The sequence below is a fragment of the Arminella tubonensis genome (assembly GCF_003240585.1).
GTDB lineage: Bacteria > Pseudomonadota > Alphaproteobacteria > Rhizobiales > Rhizobiaceae > Rhizobium > Rhizobium tubonense.
In genome coordinates this window covers 14,267-32,225 of record NZ_PCDP01000069.1, presented here as the reverse complement: position 1 = coordinate 32,225, position 17,959 = coordinate 14,267, and the positions used below count along the sequence as shown (strand labels likewise).

At 60.1% G+C, this 17,959-nt stretch carries 18 protein-coding genes and 1 tRNA gene; 6 read left to right on the top strand and 13 right to left on the bottom strand.

The features are described from left to right. Positions 1 to 12: 12 nt before the first annotated feature. Complete coding sequence (locus CPY51_RS28710) at positions 13 to 468, bottom strand: RbsD/FucU family protein (protein WP_111163622.1); 456 nt, start codon at positions 466 to 468, stop codon at positions 13 to 15. A gap of 254 nt (positions 469 to 722) precedes the next feature. Between CPY51_RS28710 and CPY51_RS28705 the strand changes: the two genes are divergently transcribed. The 6 genes from CPY51_RS28705 to CPY51_RS28680 all read left to right on the top strand — a co-directional run bounded on the left by CPY51_RS28705 (position 723) and on the right by CPY51_RS28680 (position 6,952). Then, on the top strand, positions 723 to 1,382 hold the full coding sequence (locus CPY51_RS28705; protein WP_111163621.1) for a response regulator: 660 nt from the start codon (positions 723 to 725) through the stop codon (positions 1,380 to 1,382). After that, entirely contained in the window at positions 1,379 to 2,737 is a 1,359-nt protein-coding gene (locus tag CPY51_RS28700) for a sensor histidine kinase (protein WP_111163620.1), read from the top strand. Before CPY51_RS28705 ends, CPY51_RS28700 begins: the two co-directional genes overlap by 4 nt. Before the next feature lie 67 nt (positions 2,738 to 2,804). Next, on the top strand, positions 2,805 to 3,731 hold the full coding sequence (locus tag CPY51_RS28695) for an ROK family protein (RefSeq protein ID WP_111163619.1): 927 nt from the start codon (positions 2,805 to 2,807) through the stop codon (positions 3,729 to 3,731). Continuing rightward, entirely contained in the window at positions 3,721 to 4,431 is a 711-nt protein-coding gene (locus CPY51_RS28690) for a copper homeostasis protein CutC (protein WP_111163618.1), read from the top strand. Before CPY51_RS28695 ends, CPY51_RS28690 begins: the two co-directional genes overlap by 11 nt. 109 nt (positions 4,432 to 4,540) lie before the next feature. Then, on the top strand, positions 4,541 to 5,335 hold the full coding sequence (locus tag CPY51_RS28685) for a DUF6030 family protein (protein WP_111163617.1): 795 nt from the start codon (positions 4,541 to 4,543) through the stop codon (positions 5,333 to 5,335). 168 nt (positions 5,336 to 5,503) lie between these two features. Continuing rightward, entirely contained in the window at positions 5,504 to 6,952 is a 1,449-nt protein-coding gene (locus CPY51_RS28680) for a DHA2 family efflux MFS transporter permease subunit (RefSeq protein ID WP_111163616.1), read from the top strand. 22 nt (positions 6,953 to 6,974) lie between these two features. On the opposite strand, the gene CPY51_RS28675 is transcribed toward CPY51_RS28680, so the two are convergent. The 12 genes from CPY51_RS28675 to murA form a co-directional block, all read right to left on the bottom strand. Then, positions 6,975 to 8,516, bottom strand: coding sequence for a SpoVR family protein (locus CPY51_RS28675; RefSeq protein ID WP_111163615.1), 1,542 nt, complete (start codon positions 8,514 to 8,516; stop codon positions 6,975 to 6,977). Continuing rightward, positions 8,516 to 9,787, bottom strand: coding sequence for a YeaH/YhbH family protein (locus CPY51_RS28670; protein ID WP_111163614.1), 1,272 nt, complete (start codon positions 9,785 to 9,787; stop codon positions 8,516 to 8,518). The genes CPY51_RS28675 and CPY51_RS28670 overlap by 1 nt, the downstream gene beginning before the upstream one ends. A gap of 19 nt (positions 9,788 to 9,806) precedes the next feature. Further along, a complete protein-coding gene (locus tag CPY51_RS28665) occupies positions 9,807 to 11,753 on the bottom strand; it encodes a PrkA family serine protein kinase (RefSeq protein WP_111163613.1) in 1,947 nt (648 codons plus the stop codon). Between the two features lie 494 nt (positions 11,754 to 12,247). Beyond that, a tRNA-Phe gene (locus CPY51_RS28660) sits at positions 12,248 to 12,323 on the bottom strand. Between the two features lie 195 nt (positions 12,324 to 12,518). Further along, positions 12,519 to 12,731: a DNA gyrase inhibitor YacG gene (yacG, locus tag CPY51_RS28655; RefSeq protein ID WP_111163796.1), complete on the bottom strand. Its 213-nt coding sequence runs from the start codon at positions 12,729 to 12,731 to the stop codon at positions 12,519 to 12,521. A 5-nt stretch (positions 12,732 to 12,736) separates the two neighbouring features. Further along, positions 12,737 to 13,357: a Maf-like protein gene (locus tag CPY51_RS28650; RefSeq protein ID WP_111163612.1), complete on the bottom strand. Its 621-nt coding sequence runs from the start codon at positions 13,355 to 13,357 to the stop codon at positions 12,737 to 12,739. A gap of 39 nt (positions 13,358 to 13,396) precedes the next feature. Then, the gene (gene infA / locus CPY51_RS28645; protein ID WP_004117876.1) at positions 13,397 to 13,615 is read right to left on the bottom strand and encodes a translation initiation factor IF-1; all 219 of its coding nucleotides are present in this window, start codon (positions 13,613 to 13,615) and stop codon (positions 13,397 to 13,399) included. Between the two features lie 120 nt (positions 13,616 to 13,735). Further along, entirely contained in the window at positions 13,736 to 14,215 is a 480-nt protein-coding gene (locus CPY51_RS28640) for an arsenate-mycothiol transferase ArsC (RefSeq protein WP_111163611.1), read from the bottom strand. A 6-nt stretch (positions 14,216 to 14,221) separates the two neighbouring features. Continuing rightward, positions 14,222 to 14,695, bottom strand: a complete 474-nt coding sequence (locus CPY51_RS28635; protein WP_111163610.1) for a UPF0262 family protein — start codon at positions 14,693 to 14,695, stop codon at positions 14,222 to 14,224. A gap of 3 nt (positions 14,696 to 14,698) precedes the next feature. Beyond that, a complete protein-coding gene (gene hisD / locus CPY51_RS28630; protein ID WP_111163609.1) occupies positions 14,699 to 15,997 on the bottom strand; it encodes a histidinol dehydrogenase in 1,299 nt (432 codons plus the stop codon). A gap of 101 nt (positions 15,998 to 16,098) precedes the next feature. Continuing rightward, positions 16,099 to 16,539, bottom strand: coding sequence for a DUF2948 family protein (locus CPY51_RS28625; RefSeq protein ID WP_111163608.1), 441 nt, complete (start codon positions 16,537 to 16,539; stop codon positions 16,099 to 16,101). 116 nt (positions 16,540 to 16,655) lie between these two features. After that, entirely contained in the window at positions 16,656 to 17,948 is a 1,293-nt protein-coding gene (gene murA, locus CPY51_RS28620; protein ID WP_111163607.1) for a UDP-N-acetylglucosamine 1-carboxyvinyltransferase, read from the bottom strand. Positions 17,949 to 17,959: the final 11 nt, after the last annotated feature.

The window sequence follows — 17,959 nt, the reverse complement described above, 5'->3', positions numbered from 1 at the left end:
ACGTTTGGAGCCTTATACCATTTCCGGCGGGATGACGCCCTTGGTCAGGGTGAAGCAGCCGTAAAACCGTCGCTCGCCCGTCTGGATCACGCAATAGGCGTTCTTCGCTCGCTCATAGAAGGCAAAGCGCTCGACGGGCACGAGCGGCCAATGCTTGCCTTCGGCCTCGTCGATCACAGTCTGGACCTCCTTCTGGACGGCAGGCACTTCCAGCGGCGCGCCGACAACTTCCATGCGAGCTGCGGCATCATCGATGAAGCTATCCAGCGGCATTAGCGACAGAATGGCCTTGGCCGCTTCGGCGGCGGTGACATTGTCGATCCGCAACAGCGTTCCGAACTGCGTCTCCCTGGCAATCGAATCAGCCGGAAAATTCGTGTCGACAATGACGAGCATGTCGCCATGTCCCATTGCCTTCAACACATAAAGGACATCCGCATTGAGCAGCGGTGAAATTCCCTTGAGCATAAACGAGCCTCCTCCTCACTCTGCAGACATGCGGTTGCAACATCGGCGCACCCGCTCTTGACGCGTCAAAGAAGTAACCGCGCGTCCGGCCTCTGTCCATAGCCACGACGCATGTCGCCTCTTGCTAAAAAGCGCATATCGTCGCTGCATCCGCGCATGCTATTTTGCAAGCGCGGACGAGGCTTATTTAAGCCCTTATTGACCTGATAGCTGGCGCGCTATTACTGAAGTGAGGCAATGATGGCGAGGGGCCGTTGAGAATTCTCCTGATCGAAGACGACGAGCTGATCGGCGGAGCCGTTCGCGACCACATCGCTGCCACGACCCATGCGGTCGACTGGGTAAAAAGCATTGCCGATGCGGAGGAAGTGACCAGTTCGGTCAATTACGGCCTCATCCTTCTCGACCTGCTGCTTCCCGACGGCGCCGGCATCGAATTCCTCCAGAAGCTCCGCCGCAGACCCGACACCACGCCAGTCATCATCCTCACCGCACGCGACCAGATTTCCGATCGTATCGAAGGCCTGAACAGCGGCGCTGACGACTACCTGGTCAAACCCTTTAATCTGGGCGAGCTCTCCGCCCGCATCATGGCGGTCGCCCGGCGCTATTCCGGCAGCCCGCAACCGACCATTCGCATCGACGATCTCGAAATCGATCAGCCACAACGGCGGGTGAACGTTTCCGGCAAGGACGTCGTCCTCACCAGACGGGAATGGGCGGTGCTCGATCTATTGGTGGCGCGGCCCGGCGCCAACGTTTCCAAGGATCAGATCGAGGAGGCGCTCTATGCCTTCGGATCGGAGATAGAGAGCAACACGGTAGAGGTATACGTCAGCCGCCTGCGCAAGAAGATCGGCAAGGAGCGGATCAAGACGGCGCGCGGGGTGGGATATTGCCTGGGCGAACGATGAGCGAAGAGACAACCGCCGGCCTCAGCCGCATCAGCATCACTCGCCGCCTGATCACGGCGCTGACCGGCCTCGTCGTCATTTTCTGGCTGATTGCGGTCGGGCTCGGCGCCTATGTGATGAACCGCGAATTTGCCGAGATATTCGACGGCACGCTTCAGGAGACCGCCGAGCGCCTTATGCCGCTGATCCTCGATGATCTTGCGCAGCGCGAGTCATCTGCCGATCCGCAGAGCCTGCAGGCCATTGAACAGGGGTTGAACAAGGAATACCTGACCTATCAGGTGCTCGACGCGACCGGGAAGGTGATCCTCCATTCGCAGGAGGCACCGACGACACCTTACGATGTGCCTCTGAAGGTGGGGTTCCACGACACGCCGAAATACAAGATCTTCACCGAATCGGCGCTGAACGGCACGTTGTTCCTGCACGTTGCGGATGCATTCAAGAATCGCCGCGAGGCGCTACGCGAGGGTAGCGTTGCCTTGCTCTGGCCGCTCCTGCTGCTTATTCCGGCGAGCGTGCTTTTCATTCGTTTGATCGTCGGCCGCTCGCTGGCGCCGATCGAAAAGCTGCGTAACGATATTGCCACCAAGGATAGCGGCAACATGGCGCCGGTCGAAGGCGATACGCTGCCACGAGAACTGAGGCCGATCGCACGCTCGGTCAACCTTTTGCTCGGCCGACTGCGCGCCGCGCTCGAGGCGGAGCGGGAGTTCACGGCAAACAGTGCGCACGAGCTCCGGACGCCCATCGCCGGCGCTCTTGCCCAGACCCAACGGCTGATGGCCGAACTGCCGCCCGGGCCGCTGACGGAGCGCGCCGGCCGGATCGAACAGTCGCTTTCCAATCTGCGCCGGCTGGCGGAAAAATTGCTGCAACTCGCGCGGGCAGAGGCCGGCATCGGCAGTGGCGAAAAACCGACCGACCTCGTCTCGATCGTCGCGACCGTCATCGGCGACTACGACCGAGATAGCGAAAGCGCCGGACGGGTCCTGCTTGAGAACGAGACAAGGGCCTCGCTGGTTCGCAACGTCGACATCGATGCCTTCGCCATAGTGCTGCGCAACCTGATCGAGAACGCGCTCATCCACGGGGCGGAGGAAGAGCCAATCACCGTGAGAATAGAACCCGTCGGCACCATCAGCATCGTCAACGGCGGCGACGTACTGTCACCAGAGGAACTTTCCGGCCTTAAGCGACGCTTCCGGCGCGGTAAGACAAAGGCCGCCGGCTCAGGCCTCGGCCTCGCCATCGCCGAGCGCATCCTCGTCCAGATGGCCGGCCGGCTCGACCTCCTGTCGCCGGCGCCGGGACAGAAGGATGGTTTCGAGGCCCGCATCACACTTCCGCAATAGCCAATTGATCTTGCAACATTGCCCAAAGGGTGCGAGCAAGCGAATAGGATTTCCATAGGCTGATTGAATGATCGTTTCCTTCGACATTGGCGGCTCCGCCATCAAGGGCGGCGTCGCCCGTTCAGAAACGGACATAGTACCGCTTGCCCGGCGACCGACGCCCGGGAATGATTTCGGTCAGTTCGTGGACACTCTTCGCGCCCTGATCGCGGAAGCGGGCGAACGGCCGGATTGCCTCTCCTTTTCGATCGCCGGTGTCGTCGATCCGGACACGCAGGCAATCACATGCGCGAATATCCCTTGCGTCCACGGCCGCAATCTAGGCGCTGACCTTGAGGCCGAACTCGGCTATCCGATCCTGATTGCCAACGATGCCGATTGCTTTGCCATGGCCGAAGCGATGTCCGGCGCCGGACGCGGCCACCGTATCGTTTTCGGGGCCATCCTCGGCACGGGCGTCGGCGGCGGCCTCGTAGCTGACGGACGACTGGTCAATGCCGCAGGCGGCTTTGCCGGCGAGTGGGGTCACGGACCGATCATAGCCTCCTTTGCCGGCACCCCGCCGGTCGCGATCCCCGCCTACCCCTGCGCATGCGGCCAGAAAGGCTGCGTCGACACCATCGGCGGCGCCCGTGGCCTGGAACGCCTGCATCGGCTGGTCCACGACACCGATCTTCGCAGCGAAGAGATCATCGATCTCTGGGTGAAGGGCGATGAGCAGTCGACGCGCACGCTAGATGTCTACATGGATCTGGTCAGCCCGCCGCTGGCACTGACCATCAACATAACGGGCGCGACGATCGTGCCGGTCGGCGGCGGGCTGTCGAACTCCGAACATCTGCTTGCGAGACTGGACCGGGAAGTGCGCCGACGGATCTTGCGAAAATTCGATCGCCCGCTGATCGTTGCGAGCCAATGCCGGGTCGAGCCCGGGTTGATCGGAGCGGCGTTGCTGGGATTGAACCATGTCCAGGAGCAGACCCATGCTGCTTGAAGTCTGCGTCGAGGATGCTGAAGGACTTGCTGCCGCCATTGCCGGCGGCGCCGACCGCATCGAGCTTTGCAGTGCGCTCGCAGTCGGCGGACTTACCCCGAGCGCTGGCCTGATGGCCTGCGCCGCCCGCCATCCGGTTCCAGCCTACGCGATGATCCGACCCCGCGCAGGAAGCTTCCAATACACCGCCGACGAGATCGAGGTCATGAAGGCCGATATCGATGCGGCTGGGCAGGCAGGGCTTGCCGGCGTGGTCCTCGGTGCCTCGCTACGTGACGGAAGGCTGGACGCGGATACGCTCGAGACCCTCGCCGAACATGCCAGCGGCTTGGGCAGGACCCTGCATCGCGCCTTCGATCTCGTCCCCGAGATGACGGAAGCAATTGAACTCGCCGTCTCCCTCGACTTCGATCGTATCCTCACCTCCGGCCGCGCCGCAACGGCATGGCAGGGCGTCGACGACCTCGAACGGGCGATAGATATCGCCGCCGGACGCGTCTCCATCATGCCGGGCTCCGGCGTCAACGTGAAGACGATCGGCAGCTTGATCCCTCGGCTGAAGATAACCGAGATTCACGCGTCCTGCTCAGTGGCTGCAGAGGAAGCGGACGGGCGCGCGCTGGCGTTGGGCTTTGCCGTATCTGGAGCTCGCCGCACCGACGCGGCAACTGTTCGGGCACTCAAGGCTCGCCTGGTATAAAGCCGAGCCTTCCAATCAAAATACGATTGGGAAAGATTGCGGCATGTGATTGTCAGCAACGGCAAACCAAGCATATATTAGATAAAATTGATTCAACTGAGATAGCGGAATGACGGGTACGCCGCCTCGAAGGAAGAATAGGACCGTCTTTTGGATCACCACGATCCTCGTTGCTTTCGCCGTCGCAGCTACCGTCCTTCTCGCCAACGACATGCGCAATCTTCGGCTTATAGCCGAGCGCTATCACCTGAACTGGTTCGACCACAAGCAGGAAATTGCGCCCAAGATCGTTGCGGCGAAGCCGAGGACGAAACTCAATCGCGTCGAGGCCCGCGTCCCGAACCGGTTCTTCAAGGAACCGTCGAACGCGCCGGGAACATTCGTGCGAACCTGGAGAATATCCGGCGAGACCCTGTGCACCAAGCTGGCGGAAGCCGGCGTTCCGGTTGGCAACTGGCAACCTACCGCGCCGGGAGCCGGAACCTTCGAATGTACCAATGCACCGATTGATGCGACCGATGATGCCTCCGACGTCGCGTCCTTCGTTGTCACGGTGCGCGGGACTACTTCGTCAGCCGTGTCCGACATTCGCATGAAAGTGGTCATTCCCTTCACGCCTGCCGGCATGGCAGTCAGGGACAAGTTCCTCACCGTGGTCACAATGCTGATCGAGCAAAGCGGGTGGCTGGACTACAAGAACTCGTTCGGATCCGTCTCCCGGCTCGAGAACGTCGCGCAGCCAGCGTTCGGCGCCAAGCTCACCTTCTTCCACGAATACAACAACATCCGGCACTGCACGCTGCTGCTCGAGCTGCAAAATCAAACGCCCGAGCAGCGGCTGGCTTCGGCCTATTTCGAAAAGGCACGATGGCTCCCCTTGCCTCCGCCGGGACTGACCCAGTAGCCGGTCACTTTTTCGGGAGATCTGCCGCCATCAGTCCGTAGAGACTGCCTTTTTGTTGCATCGCAGCGCCCATAATGCTGGAATGGAATCAGTATCGAAGGATCGGCCCACCCGGTCGATTGCGCGTGGCCCATCCTGCGTGCGACCGCGGAAAGCCAACCCAATCACATGACCTCCACGGAAAACGCCTCGGAAAACCGGACCTACGCCATCGAGCGCGATCCGCGTCTCCGTTACATCATCCCCGCCGTCGTGGCCGTTGCCTTCCTCATGGAACAGCTGGATTCGACGATCATCGTCACCGCAGTTCCCGATATTGCCCGGAGCCTCGCTGTGACGCCGCTGGCGATGAACCTCGCGGTCACTACCTACATCCTGACGCTCGCAATGTTCATTCCCGTGAGCGGCTGGTTTGCCGATCGCTATGGCGCACGCCGCATCTTTGCACTGTCGCTGCTGATCTTCACCCTCGGCTCGATCCTCTGCGGCATGGCGACAAGCTTTCCAATGCTGATCGCCACCCGCGCACTGCAGGGTTTCGGCGGCGCCATGATGACGCCGGTCGGCAGGCTCATCCTGATCAGGAGTTTTCCGCGCAGCCAGCTGGTCACCGCGATGACCTACATGACGTTGCCCGCCATCGTCGGACCGGTCATCGGACCGGTGCTCGGTGGCTTCCTGACGACCTATCTGTCATGGCGTTGGATTTTCTGGGTGAACCTGCCGTTCGGGCTCATCGGCATGTTCATGGCGTTGCGCTATGTCGAAGATACCGCGCGCGACCATACCGTCAAATTCGATTTTCCCGGCTTCCTGATGGTCGGCTTCGGCTGCGTGCTGCTGCAATATGGAATAGAAAATATCGGGCGTCCCACCATTCCCGTCTTTGCCATCGTCGCGGTCCTGATTGCTGCCTCATTGTTGCTGGTCGGCTTCGTTCGCTATGCCCGAATGGTCAAATCGCCGGCGGTGGATCTCACCCTGTTTCGGCTGCGCACCTTCCGTGTCGGCACGCTCGCCGGAGGCATCTGTCGCATCGGCCTCAACGGCGTGCCCTTCCTCTTGCCGCTGATGCTTCAGGTCGGCTTCGGCATGAGCCCGATCGTCTCCGGTTCCCTGACTTTCGTCAGTGCCCTCAGCGCGCTCGCTGTCCGCCCGGTTGCGTCAAAGCTGCTTCGCGTCTTCGGCTTCGATCGCGTGCTGACTTGGAGCGCGATCGGCGGCGCCATCGTGGTTGCCGGCTTCGCACTGATCGGGCCTGATACGCCACGCTGGATGATCATAGTCTACGTCTTCGTGTTCGGCATTGCCCGCGCCACCCAGTTCATGACATCCAATACGCTTTCCTATTCAGACACGCCCGCGGCACAACTCAGCCGCGCCACCAGCCTCGGCGGCGTCCTGCAGCAATTAAGTGTGAGTTTTGGCGTATCGATCGCCGCGATGCTCCTCGGCGTGGTCACGTTGGACGGTTCACCGCTGACACCAGAGAAATTTCACATCACCTTCCTGATCATGGCGTTCATCCCGCTTCTCGGCTTGCCGGGCTTCATGCGTCTGCACCCCGAGGATGGCCATCAGGTCAGCGGTCATATCCGTCGCCGGAAAGCAGTCTGAAGAGGAATGGTTCATCAAGAGATCAGGCCGCGATCGCCGATTTCCGCGGGCTGACCAGATGCTCCTTCAGCATGATGCCAGATCGATCGCACTCCTGCATCACGACATCGTAGCTCCAGAGATCGGCCAGATGCTGCAGCACCCGTTTTGCATCATGCTCGTCGAGCAGGCTGCCGTTGATGACGGTATGCCTGACGATCAAACGGCGGTCACCGGCGAGATCGACGTCGACCACCTCGATATGCGGGTCGATCCAGCCGATATCGTATTGGCGAGACAATTCGCGGCGAACGCGCTTGTAACCGCGCTCGTCGTGGATGGCCGCGACCCGCATCCCCTCTTCCTCTTCCGGATCGTCCGTCAGGTGGAAGAGACGCATCTGCCGCATCAGGTTCGGGCTGAGGAACTGGGCGATAAAGCTCTCGTCGCGATAATTTGCCCAGAGATCGCGGAGCACAGCCATAGCATCGCCCGTGCCGGCAATCTCAGGAAACCACAGGCGGTCCTCTTCTTCCGGCTTGGTAACGATCCTCTCGATGTCCTGCATCATCGCAAAGCCCACCGCATAAGGGTTGAGGCCGGAATAGCGCTGGTCGTCGAAGCTCGGCTGAAACACCACATTCGTATGGGACTTCAGGAATTCGAGGAAATCACCGTCGCCGATGCCGCCGCGCTCGTGGAGCTTCGTCATGATCTGGTAGTGCACAAAGGTCGCGGTGCCCTCGTTCATCACCTTCGTCTGACCCTGAGGGTAGAAATATTGCGCCACATGGCGGACGATCCGGAGGATCTCCCGCTGCCATGGCTTCAGCCGCGGCGCCGTCTTTTCCAGGAAGTAGAGGATGTTTTCCTGTGGCAGGCCGGTGATGGCCTGTCGCCGTTCGAGGTTCATGTCGGGCGTGCTCTTCCCAGCCTTGGTGGGAACGGTTCGCCAGAGATCGTTGAAGATACGCGCTTCGTTTTCCCGGCGTTCCTGCTCGCGCAGTTCCTCCTGGCGCAGATCGAGCTGCTTCTTGCCGGCATAGCGATGGACCCCATGCGACATCAGTGCATGGGCCGCATCAAGCGTACGCTCGACCGCGGTATGGCCGTAGCGTTCCTCGCAGCGGGCAATATAACCCTTGGCGAAATTCAGATATTCGAGAATCCCCTCCGCATCGGTCCAGAGCTTGAAGAGGTAGTTGTTCTTGAAGAAATGATTGTGCCCGAAGGCAGCATGAGCAATGACCAGCGCCTGCATCGTCGCCGTGTTTTCCTCCATGAGGTAGGAAATGCATGGCGAGCTGTTGATGACGATCTCGTAGGCGAGGCCCCGAAGGCCCTTTCGATAGAAGGCTTCATGATGGGCGAAGTGCTTGCCGAACGACCAGTGCTTGTAGAACAGCGGCATGCCGATGGACGAATAGACATCGAGCATCTGTTCGGCGGTGATGATCTCGATCTGGTTGGGATAGACGTCGAGCCCCATTTCCAGCGCGATCCCCTGGCAGGCATCGTGAATACGCTGCAGCGTCGAGAAATCCCAGTCGGCGCCTTCATAGAGCCGCTTCATCGCCTTTGCCATTAGCCAACCTTTCCATCCGCTGAGCGGCGCTGAAAGAGATCGTGAAACACAGGATAGATCTGGCTGCGATCGCTGACCTTGCGCATCGAAAGCACCGGCCACCCGCTCTGGATGCGCTCATAAAGCGACCAAAGTGCCGTCCCGGACGAGATTGCCGAGCTTCGCCCCTCGCCGACTTCCAGATAGGCGAAATATTGGCTGACCGGGAGAATGGCCTCCGTCAGCAGCGTGGCGGCGGCAGCATTGTCCGAATAGGCGTTGTCGCCGTCCGAAGCCTGGGCGGCATAGATATTCCAATCTGACGGCGTGTAGCGCGCGGCAACGATCCGCCGCATCGCCTCGAGCGCACTGGAAACCTGCGTACCGCCCGTCGCGGGACTCCGGAAGAACGTCTCCTCGTCCACCTCCTCGGCCGTGTCCGTATGCCGGATGAAGACGATTTCCACCCGCTTGTACTGCCGTGTGAGGAATATGTAGAGCAGCATGTAGAACCGCTTGGCGAGATCCTTCATATGCTCCGACATCGACCCGGAAACGTCCATCAGGCAGAACATCACGGCCTGGGCAACCGGCTTCGGCTCATTTTCGAATCGCCGGTAGCGAATGTCGATCGGATCGATATAGGGAATACGCCGCACCTTCGATTCCAGCGCCCTGACCTCGGCCTCAAGTGCCAGACGCTGCTCGTCGTCGGTGCTCTCGGCAAGCTCGGCGCTGAGCTTGGCGATCGCCTCGGGTTTCGGGCGATGCAACGCCACGCGGCGCATCATGGCGCGACGCATTGTCCGGTTGATGGCGAGATTGGCGGGCGAGCCGTTGACCGAATATCCCGCCCGCACCGGGTTCGGCTGCTCGGAGGTTGCAAGCCGCTTCTTGGCGAGGTCCGGAAGCTCGAGATCGTCGAGGAACATGTCAAGGAATTCGTCGCGGGTGAGTACGAAGCGGAAGGCATCTTCGCCGCTTCCGTCGCCGCCCTCGCGGGGTCTGCCACCACCCCCGCCCTGCCGCGGCAGAATATCCCCTTCGATAAAGGTCTTGTTGCCTGGCAGCACATGCTCGTGTTTGCCAGCAGGCCCTCGGCGGAAGTGCGGCTCTTCCGTTCCGCCAAGGGGTATACTGATTTCGCCGCCCTTAAGAACGTCTTGAATGTCGCGGTTTTGCGTAGACTCATAGACCGCTTTTTGCACCAACGCTTTCGCTCGTCGCAAGAAACGCTGGCGATTTTCGAGACTCTTGCCGCCTGGATTCAGGCGCCGGTCGACAATATGCATTCCTTCTTCCTTGCTAGGCTTACCCTGCCTGCTTCACACGCATGTACCATTCTACCAGACGCCGAACCTGACGCTCGGTGTAACCGCGCGCCGTCATCCGCTCGACGAATTGCCCGTGTTTCTTTTCCGTATCGCCATCCTTCTTGGAGCCGAAGGAGATGACCGGCAACAAATCCTCGACCTGCGAGAACATCCGCTTTTCGATAACCTCGCGGATCTTTTCATAGCTTGTCCAGGATGGATTCTTGCCCGAATTGCTCGCCCGCGACCGCAGGCAGAACTTGACGACCTCGTTGCGGAAGTCCTTCGGGTTGGCGATACCTGCCGGCTTCTCGATCTTGGTCAGCTCCTGATTGAGCAGATCGCGATCGAGCATCTGGCCGGTATCGGGGTCCTTGAAATCGACGTCCTCGATCCAGGCGTCGGCATAGTCGACGTAGCGATCGAACAGGTTCTGGCCATAATCCCCGTAGGATTCGAGATAGGCCTTCTGGATTTCATGGCCGATGAATTCAGCATAGCGCGGACCGAGTTCGCCCTTGATGAATTCTATGTAGAGTTTTTCGGTTTCTGCCGGGAGCTGTTCCCGGCGAACGGATTGTTCGATCACGTACATCAGGTGTACGGGATCGGCCGCGACTTCGGTCGTATCGTGATTGAAGGTCGCCGCCAGGACCTTGAACGCGAACCGCGTCGAGACCCCGTCCATTCCCTCATCGACACCTGCGGCATCGCGATATTCCTGAACGCTTCTGGCCCTCGGATCCGTTTCCTTCAGGCTTTCGCCGTCGTAGACCCTGAGCTTTGAAAACGCCGTGGAATTCTCATGACGCGTCAGCCTCGAAAGAACGGTGAAGCGCGCGAGGGTCTCGAGCGTCGACGGAGCGCAGGGCGCCTCGCTCAGCTCGGATTCCTCGATGAGCTTCTCGTAGATCTTCTGCTCTTCCGTAACCCTCAGGCAATAAGGCACCTTGACCACGCAGATGCGGTCGATGAAGGCTTCGTTGTTCTTGTTGGCCTTGAAGGTCTGCCACTCCGCCTCGTTGGAATGCGCCAGGATGACGCCCGAGAACGGGATGGCTCCGATATTCTCGGTGCCGATATAGTTGCCTTCCTGCGTCGCGGTCAGCAACGGATGCAGCATCTTGATCGGCGCTTTGAACATTTCGACGAATTCGAGCACGCCCTGGTTGGCGCGATTGAGGCCGCCGGAGTAGCTGTAGGCATCGGCATCGTTCTGCGCCAGGCTTTCGAGCTTGCGGATATCGACCTTGCCGACCAGCGAGGAGATATCCTGATTGTTCTCGTCGCCGGGTTCGGTCTTGGCGATGCCGATCTGCCGCAGCCGCGAAGGCTGCATCTTGACCACTTTGAAGCGCGAGATATCACCCTCGAACTCCTCGAGCCGTTTCAGGCACCAGGGGCTCATCAGCCCGGTCAGCCGACGCCGCGGAATGCCGTAGCGTTCCTCGATAAGACTGCCCATCGCGACAGGATCGAACAGGCTGAGGGGACTTTCGAAAACCGGACTGAGCTCGTCGCCAGCTTTGAGCACGTAGATCGGATGGACTTCCATCAGCGCCTTGAGACGCTCGGCAAGCGATGACTTACCACCGCCGACCGGCCCGAGCAGATAGAGGATCTGCTTACGCTCCTCCAGCCCCTGGGCCGCATGGCGGAAGAAGGCCACGATCCGCTCGATCGTCTCTTCCATTCCGTAGAAGCCGGCAAAGGCCGGATAAGTTCGGATGGTCCTGTTTAGAAAGATACGTCCAAGTCGGGAGTCCTTGGCCGTATCCACGAATTGCGGTTCACCCATTGCAGCCAGCAAACGCTCCGCGGCGTTGGCATACATGAGGGGGTTATCCCGGCATGCTTCGAGGTATTCAGAGAATGACATCTCGACTTCGCGCCGTGCTTCGAAAGAACGGGCGAAGGTGTTAAAGAGCACATCGTTGTTGTACATGGCGCCTCTATGAGGTTGCTATTGCAAATACGCCTATATTCAGCCAGATAACTATCTGCTGCCTGCAATGGTGCGGTAAACTTCACCTGGAATCAATACCGAACCTGCCCTTAATTCGTACGCTTGATTCGGCATTGCAGCAATATCCTTGAACATGGAGGCCATTGAATTTAATGATGTGCCTACCTCTAATTGCCAACTATTCAACTCGGTAAATTTATGAGTGTGCCTGCTGGAGTGGTTTTGGGATACCAGCAGCACCCCGGTTCGAGTGCTAAATAGTTGATTGCCTGACAGTTCGCTCGTCACACATTTCGCACAGCAGCAATCCTCGGCTGGCCAATGAACAATTGATCAAGGCCACAAACGGGAAAGGTATTGCAGGCGCGGCGCTGTGGATAACGGCTTTTAGGGGCCGTGGAACACCGAAAAACCTGTGCCCATTTGAACACAGTTGCTTATGAATCGATCAAATCGGATATCTGCTGAAATAATGGTGCCCGGAGGCGGATTTGAACCACCGACACGCGGATTTTCAATCCGCTGCTCTACCAACTGAGCTATCCGGGCATCTCTGCTTCGCCCGTAAGGAAGACCTTCGAAAAGGTCTGGGGATGTTGGTTTCCCCCGGAAGCGAGGCGGGTTATAGCATCTTGTCGGAGCATGTCCAGCGTCAAATGATAGTTTTTTGACAGGAAATGGACTGACGACAATTGCACAATGAATTGAAGAGGTTCGCTATCCGCAAGCGACCCTTTGACGACCTTATTCCTCGTCGTTGTAGTCGATCTTCTCGTCTTCTTCGGTAACCGGAATGGCGTAGGATCCGTTCAGCCAGCGGGAAAGATCCGCCTCGCGGCAGCGGTCCGAACAGAACGGATAGTGCTCGCGCATCGAAGGCCGGCCGCATTCGGCGCAGGCGCGCGTCTTGCGCAGCGGCTCGACTTTCGCACCCAGTTTTATCCCATCATTTGTCATGACGATCATCCTTCCTGCCAGTGGGCATGGACGTCGAAGCCCTCCCCTGTCAGGAGAAGCATGGTCTCATACAAGGGCAATCCGACGACATTTGTATAGGAGCCGACGAGCTTCTGGACGAAGCCACCGGCAAGGCCTTGTATCGCATAGGCGCCCGCCTTCCCCCGCCATTGGCCGGAGGCGAGATATCCTTCTATATCCGCGCTCGAAAGACGTTTGAAGCGGACTTTTGTTTCAACGACCTTCTGTCGCAGCTGGCGGCCGGGCGTAATCAGGCAGATGCCCGTATAAACCCAGTGGCTGCGGCCCGAGAGCAGATGCAGTGCCGACGACGCTTCGTCGATGAACTCGGCCTTCGGCAAGATGCGCCGGCCGACGGCAACGACGGTATCGGCCGCAAGAACATAGCTTCCCTGCCAGGTGGGGTCGCCCTTGAGCGCGGCGAACGCTGCCTCGCCCTTTTCAGCCGAAAGCCGCCGCGCGAGCGAGCGTGGATGCTCCGACTTGTTCGGGCTCTCGTCGATATCCATCGGCATCAGGCGTGCAGGTTCGATACCCGCCTGATGCAGGAGATCGACGCGACGCGGCGAGCCGGAGGCCAGTATCAGCTTGTGTTTCAGCGCCATGGAACCTCGAGGCATCTCAGTTGGAGACGGAGAGCCTGATTATTTGAAACGGTAGGTGATGCGGCCCTTGGTCAGGTCGTATGGCGTCATTTCGACGAGCACCTTGTCGCCGGCGAGAACACGGATGCGGTTCTTGCGCATGCGGCCCGCCGTATGGGCGATGATCTCGTGCTCGTTTTCGAGCTTGACGCGAAAAGTCGCATTCGGCAGCAATTCGGTGACGACACCGGGAAATTCTAGGACTTCTTCTTTCGGCATTTAAGACTTTTCTTCCTGTCGGTTTGAAAGCCGGGGCTGGGGCCGCCGGAAAATTTGCGCGGAAACTACACAATCGACGCGGTTTTGTGAACCTCGTTGATCGGGCTTTCTGCATTTGTTTCACGCCGATTGGGCGGCAATTCCATTTCGCCTGGCCAATCGGGTTTCGATGAGGTCGGAAAGACGATCGCGAACCTCGCGATAGGCCTCCAATATCTGCTCGCGCGTGCCGGTGACAACAGTCGGATCGAAGGTCGGCCAATAGATGACTTCGACCGCGTGCGTTCGGGTCAGCTCGAGTGCTGCATGGTGGGCTTCGGGAGAAAGAGTGATGATGAGGTCGAAGAAATCATCCTCCAGCTCTTCCAGCGTCTGCGGTTGCTTGCGCTTGAGCGAGAGGCCGATCTCCTCGAGCACGATGTCGACGAACGGATCGCGTTCGCCGGCACGCACGCCTGCCGATATGATATAGGTGCTAGGCGACAGAATGCTACGGGCGATCGCCTCGGCCATCGGCGAGCGGATGACGTTCATGCCGCACATGAACAAGATGGCGGTGGGTGTCTTGCTGCTTTGCTCAAGGGGCGCGAAGGGTTCCATATCAGCCTAGCCCCGCCAATACAGCACGCAAACGAGCGTAAAGAGACGACGCGCCGTGTCGAAATCGACGTTGATCTTGCCTTTCAACCGCTCCTGCAGGGTGTGCGATCCGTCGTTGTGAACGCCACGGCGGCCCATGTCTATCGCCTCGATCCGGCTGGGCGTGGCCGTTCGGATCGCCTCGTAATAGCTTTCGCAGATCATGAAGTAGTCCTTCACGATCCGCCGGAAAGGCGTAAGCGACAGGATATGCGTCGCAACCTCCTCCTCTGCCTCCGTGCGGATCGTCAGCACGAGCTTGGTGTCTACCAGCGACAGGTTCAGCTTGTAGGGACCGCCCGCGTGCCCGACCGGCTCGAAGCTGTTCTCTTCGATCAGATCGAAGATCGCAACCGCGCGTTCGTGCTCGACATCAGGCGTCGAGCGACCGATCGTATCGTCGAGGACAATGTCGCTCAGCCGGTAGCCGCCCGCAGCCATTTCCTACCCCTCGAGATTGAGGCGGATCGCAACCGAACGGGCGTGAGCGTCGAGGCCTTCGGAATTTGCAAGCGCGATAGCAGCCGGGCCAAGAGCCCGCAGCTGGTCGGGGCCAAGCCTGAGGACCGACGTCCGCTTCATGTAATCCAGCACGGAAAGTCCGGACGAGAAACGCGCCGAGCGCGCCGTCGGCAGCACATGGTTCGACCCTGCCACATAGTCGCCGATGACTTCCGGCGTGTGCCGGCCGATAAAGATCGCACCGGCATTGCGGATGCCGAGAAGCAGTGCATCCGGATCATCCACCGCCAGCTCCAGATGCTCGGCCGCAATGCGATTGGCAAGCGGTACGGCGTCGCTGAGCGCCGAGACGGTGATGATAGCACCGAAATCCTGCCAGCTTGCCGTCGCCGTCTCGGAGCGGCTCAGGAGCTTCAGCTGGCGTTCCACGGCAAGCTCGACCGCCTTTGCAAAGAGCGCATTATCCGTGATCAGGATCGACTGCGCACCCCGGTCGTGCTCTGCCTGTGCCAGAAGGTCGGCGGCGATCCATTCGGGGTCATTGTCCCCATCGGCGATGATCAGCACCTCGGACGGTCCGGCGATCATGTCGATACCGACCGTGCCGAAGACATGGCGCTTGGCAGCCGCCACATAGGCATTGCCGGGGCCGACGATTTTGGCGACCGGTGCAATCGTCTCGGTCCCGAAGGCCAGCGCTGCGATCGCCTGCGCACCGCCGATGCGATAGATTTCCTCGACGCCGGCCATGCGTGCAGCGGCAAGAACCGCGGGGTTCACCACGCCGCCATTGGCCGGCACGACCATCACGATGCGATCGACACCGGCAACCTTTGCCGGAATGGCGTTCATCAGCACGGAGCTTGGATAGCTTGCGGTGCCGCCGGGCACATAGAGCCCGACCGCCTCGATCGCCGTCCAGCGCGAGCCGAGAATGACGCCCAGCTCGTCTTCGTAGCTGTCGTCGCGCGGCAGCTGCCGGCGGTGATGGGATTCGATCCGAACCGAGGCGACCCGAAGCGCACCGAGAACTTCCGAGGGAACCTGTTCGATCGCCGCGTCGATTTCCTCAGAGCCGACCCGCATCGGCGTCACGGCAAAATCGAGCCCGTCGAAATGCAGCGAATAGTCCGCAAGCGCCGCGTCGCCTCGAGCCTTCACATCGTCGATGAGAGTGCGGACAACGGCATTGACGTCTTCGGACACTTCTCGTTTCGTCGTCAGGAAGGTTGCGAAACGTTGCTCGAATTCTTCCGATCCATGGTCCAGCCAGATAGCCACGCCGATAATCCTCTTTGAAGCATGATCCCCTACCGAAGAACCGCGAGCCGGTTTTCCGACAGGATGATGCAAAAACAAACCGCTGCAAAGGCAGCCGAAACTCAGGCCCCGTCGGGGTGACTGGGCATGGATGCGGTTTCCCACGCACCACCGATATCCGCAAGCTGAACTTCGATGCATTCGACATCGAGCGCGATCGTCGCATGGCCGGCGAGCGTCAGTTCGATTGTCCCCTCGGGCCCTTCTCCAATCTGGTCGAACCGGATGGCAAGCAGCGACAGCACGGCGTCGCTGCTGCGCCTGTCGATACCGGTGGAACGAACGGCCAGCACCCGCTTGAAGACCAGCGCCGAGCGATGCCGCTCGAAGGACTTGTCCTTGCGATCGGACAGCTCCCAAACGAAGCGGTTGGCAGCAACGGCAAATTGCTTCAGGCGCGGCGAGAATTCCATGTCGCCGACCTTGAAGACGCTGTCCTGCATATGCGCAGACACGATCGCCAGGTCTTCGCCATCAAGCGCCAGAAGCTTGAGATCGGTCATTCACTTATCTCCCCATTGCCAGCGAGATGCCGGTCGTCGCCAACGCCATGATGGAGATAAGGCCCTGAGGCGGAAGACGCAACCGGAGATACGATCTACCCCGGTTGCGGACCTGCTTATTCGCTAATTCGCTCGACGTTTGCGCCGCAGCGCGTCAGCTTCTCTTCCAGCCGTTCGAAGCCGCGGTCGAGATGGTAGACGCGGGAGACCACCGTCTCGCCCTCGGCCACAAGACCGGCGATGACCAGCGAGACCGACGCGCGAAGGTCCGTCGCCATCACCTGCGCGCCGCGAAGCCGTGGCACGCCCTCGATCTTGGCCGTCTGGCCCGAAAGCGAGATTTTCGCCCCGAGGCGCGCCAGCTCCTGCACATGCATGAAGCGGTTTTCGAAGATTGTCTCTGTTATGTGCGAGGTCCCGGAAGAGCGCGTCATCAGCGCCATGAATTGCGCCTGAAGGTCGGTTGGGAAGCCCGGGAACGGATCGGTGACGATGTCGACCGGCTTGATGCCGCCGCCGTTGCGCACCACCCGGATACCGGTATCGGTCTGCGTGATCTCGGCGCCGGCCCGGCGAAGCGTCTCGAGCGCGGTGTCGAGCAGCGCCATGTCGGTGTTTTCAAGCCGGACGTCGCCGCCGGCCATTGCGACAGCCATGGCATAGGTGCCGGTCTCGATGCGGTCGGGCAGAACCCTGTGGCGTGCGCCGGAAAGCGACGTCACGCCCTCGATGGTGATCGTGCTCGTACCGGCGCCGGAAACCTTCGCGCCCATCGCATTCAGGCAGTTGGCAAGATCGACGACCTCCGGCTCGCGCGCAGCATTGCCGATCACGGTCGTGCCCCGGGCAAGCGTCGCCGCCATCATCAGCACATGGGTCGCACCGACGGAAACCTTCGGGAACGTATAGCGCGCGCCGATAAGGCCGCCCTTCGGCGCCGTCGCGTTGATATAGCCGCCATCGATTTCCATGTTGGCGCCGAGCGCCGCAAGCCCCTCGATGAAGAGGTCGACCGGGCGCGTGCCGATGGTGCAGCCGCCGGGAAGCGAAACGCGGGCCTGGCCTTCACGGGCAAGCAGCGGCCCGATGACCCAGAAGCTAGCGCGCATCTTCGAGACCAGCTCGTAATGCGCCGTCGTGTCGACGATCGTGCGGCATGTGAAATGGATGGTGCGGGAATATGCGTCTTCCTGACGCTCGCGACGGCCATTGACCGCGACATCGACGCCGTGGTTGCCGAGAATGCGCAGAAGCAGTTCGACATCGGCCAGATGCGGCACGTTTTCGAGCGTCAGCGTATCGCTCGTCAACAAAGAGGCGATCATCAATGGCAAAGCCGCATTCTTGGCGCCGGAAATCGGAATGACCCCATTGAGTTCATTGCCGCCGACAATCCTGATACGATCCATGTGCGATTACG

Bases quoted from the DNA above. Each gene is read 5' to 3' on its own strand.
- CPY51_RS28680 (WP_111163616.1), top strand. From the start codon at position 5,504: ATGACCTCCACGGAAAACGCCTCGGAAAACCGGACCTACGCCATCGAG.
- CPY51_RS28670 (WP_111163614.1), bottom strand. From the start codon at position 9,787: ATGCATATTGTCGACCGGCGCCTGAATCCAGGCGGCAAGAGTCTCGAA.
- CPY51_RS28710 (WP_111163622.1), bottom strand. From the start codon at position 468: ATGCTCAAGGGAATTTCACCGCTGCTCAATGCGGATGTCCTTTATGTG.
- yacG (WP_111163796.1), bottom strand. From the start codon at position 12,731: ATGACAAATGATGGGATAAAACTGGGTGCGAAAGTCGAGCCGCTGCGC.
- CPY51_RS28640 (WP_111163611.1), bottom strand. From the start codon at position 14,215: ATGGAACCCTTCGCGCCCCTTGAGCAAAGCAGCAAGACACCCACCGCC.
- CPY51_RS28650 (WP_111163612.1), bottom strand. From the start codon at position 13,357: ATGGCGCTGAAACACAAGCTGATACTGGCCTCCGGCTCGCCGCGTCGC.
- murA (WP_111163607.1), bottom strand. From the start codon at position 17,948: ATGGATCGTATCAGGATTGTCGGCGGCAATGAACTCAATGGGGTCATT.
- CPY51_RS28625 (WP_111163608.1), bottom strand. From the start codon at position 16,539: ATGACCGATCTCAAGCTTCTGGCGCTTGATGGCGAAGACCTGGCGATC.
- CPY51_RS28635 (WP_111163610.1), bottom strand. From the start codon at position 14,695: ATGGCTGCGGGCGGCTACCGGCTGAGCGACATTGTCCTCGACGATACG.
- CPY51_RS28695 (WP_111163619.1), top strand. From the start codon at position 2,805: ATGATCGTTTCCTTCGACATTGGCGGCTCCGCCATCAAGGGCGGCGTC.
- infA (WP_004117876.1), bottom strand. From the start codon at position 13,615: ATGCCGAAAGAAGAAGTCCTAGAATTTCCCGGTGTCGTCACCGAATTG.
- CPY51_RS28685 (WP_111163617.1), top strand. From the start codon at position 4,541: ATGACGGGTACGCCGCCTCGAAGGAAGAATAGGACCGTCTTTTGGATC.
- CPY51_RS28675 (WP_111163615.1), bottom strand. From the start codon at position 8,516: ATGGCAAAGGCGATGAAGCGGCTCTATGAAGGCGCCGACTGGGATTTC.
- CPY51_RS28700 (WP_111163620.1), top strand. From the start codon at position 1,379: ATGAGCGAAGAGACAACCGCCGGCCTCAGCCGCATCAGCATCACTCGC.
- CPY51_RS28690 (WP_111163618.1), top strand. From the start codon at position 3,721: ATGCTGCTTGAAGTCTGCGTCGAGGATGCTGAAGGACTTGCTGCCGCC.
- CPY51_RS28665 (WP_111163613.1), bottom strand. From the start codon at position 11,753: ATGTACAACAACGATGTGCTCTTTAACACCTTCGCCCGTTCTTTCGAA.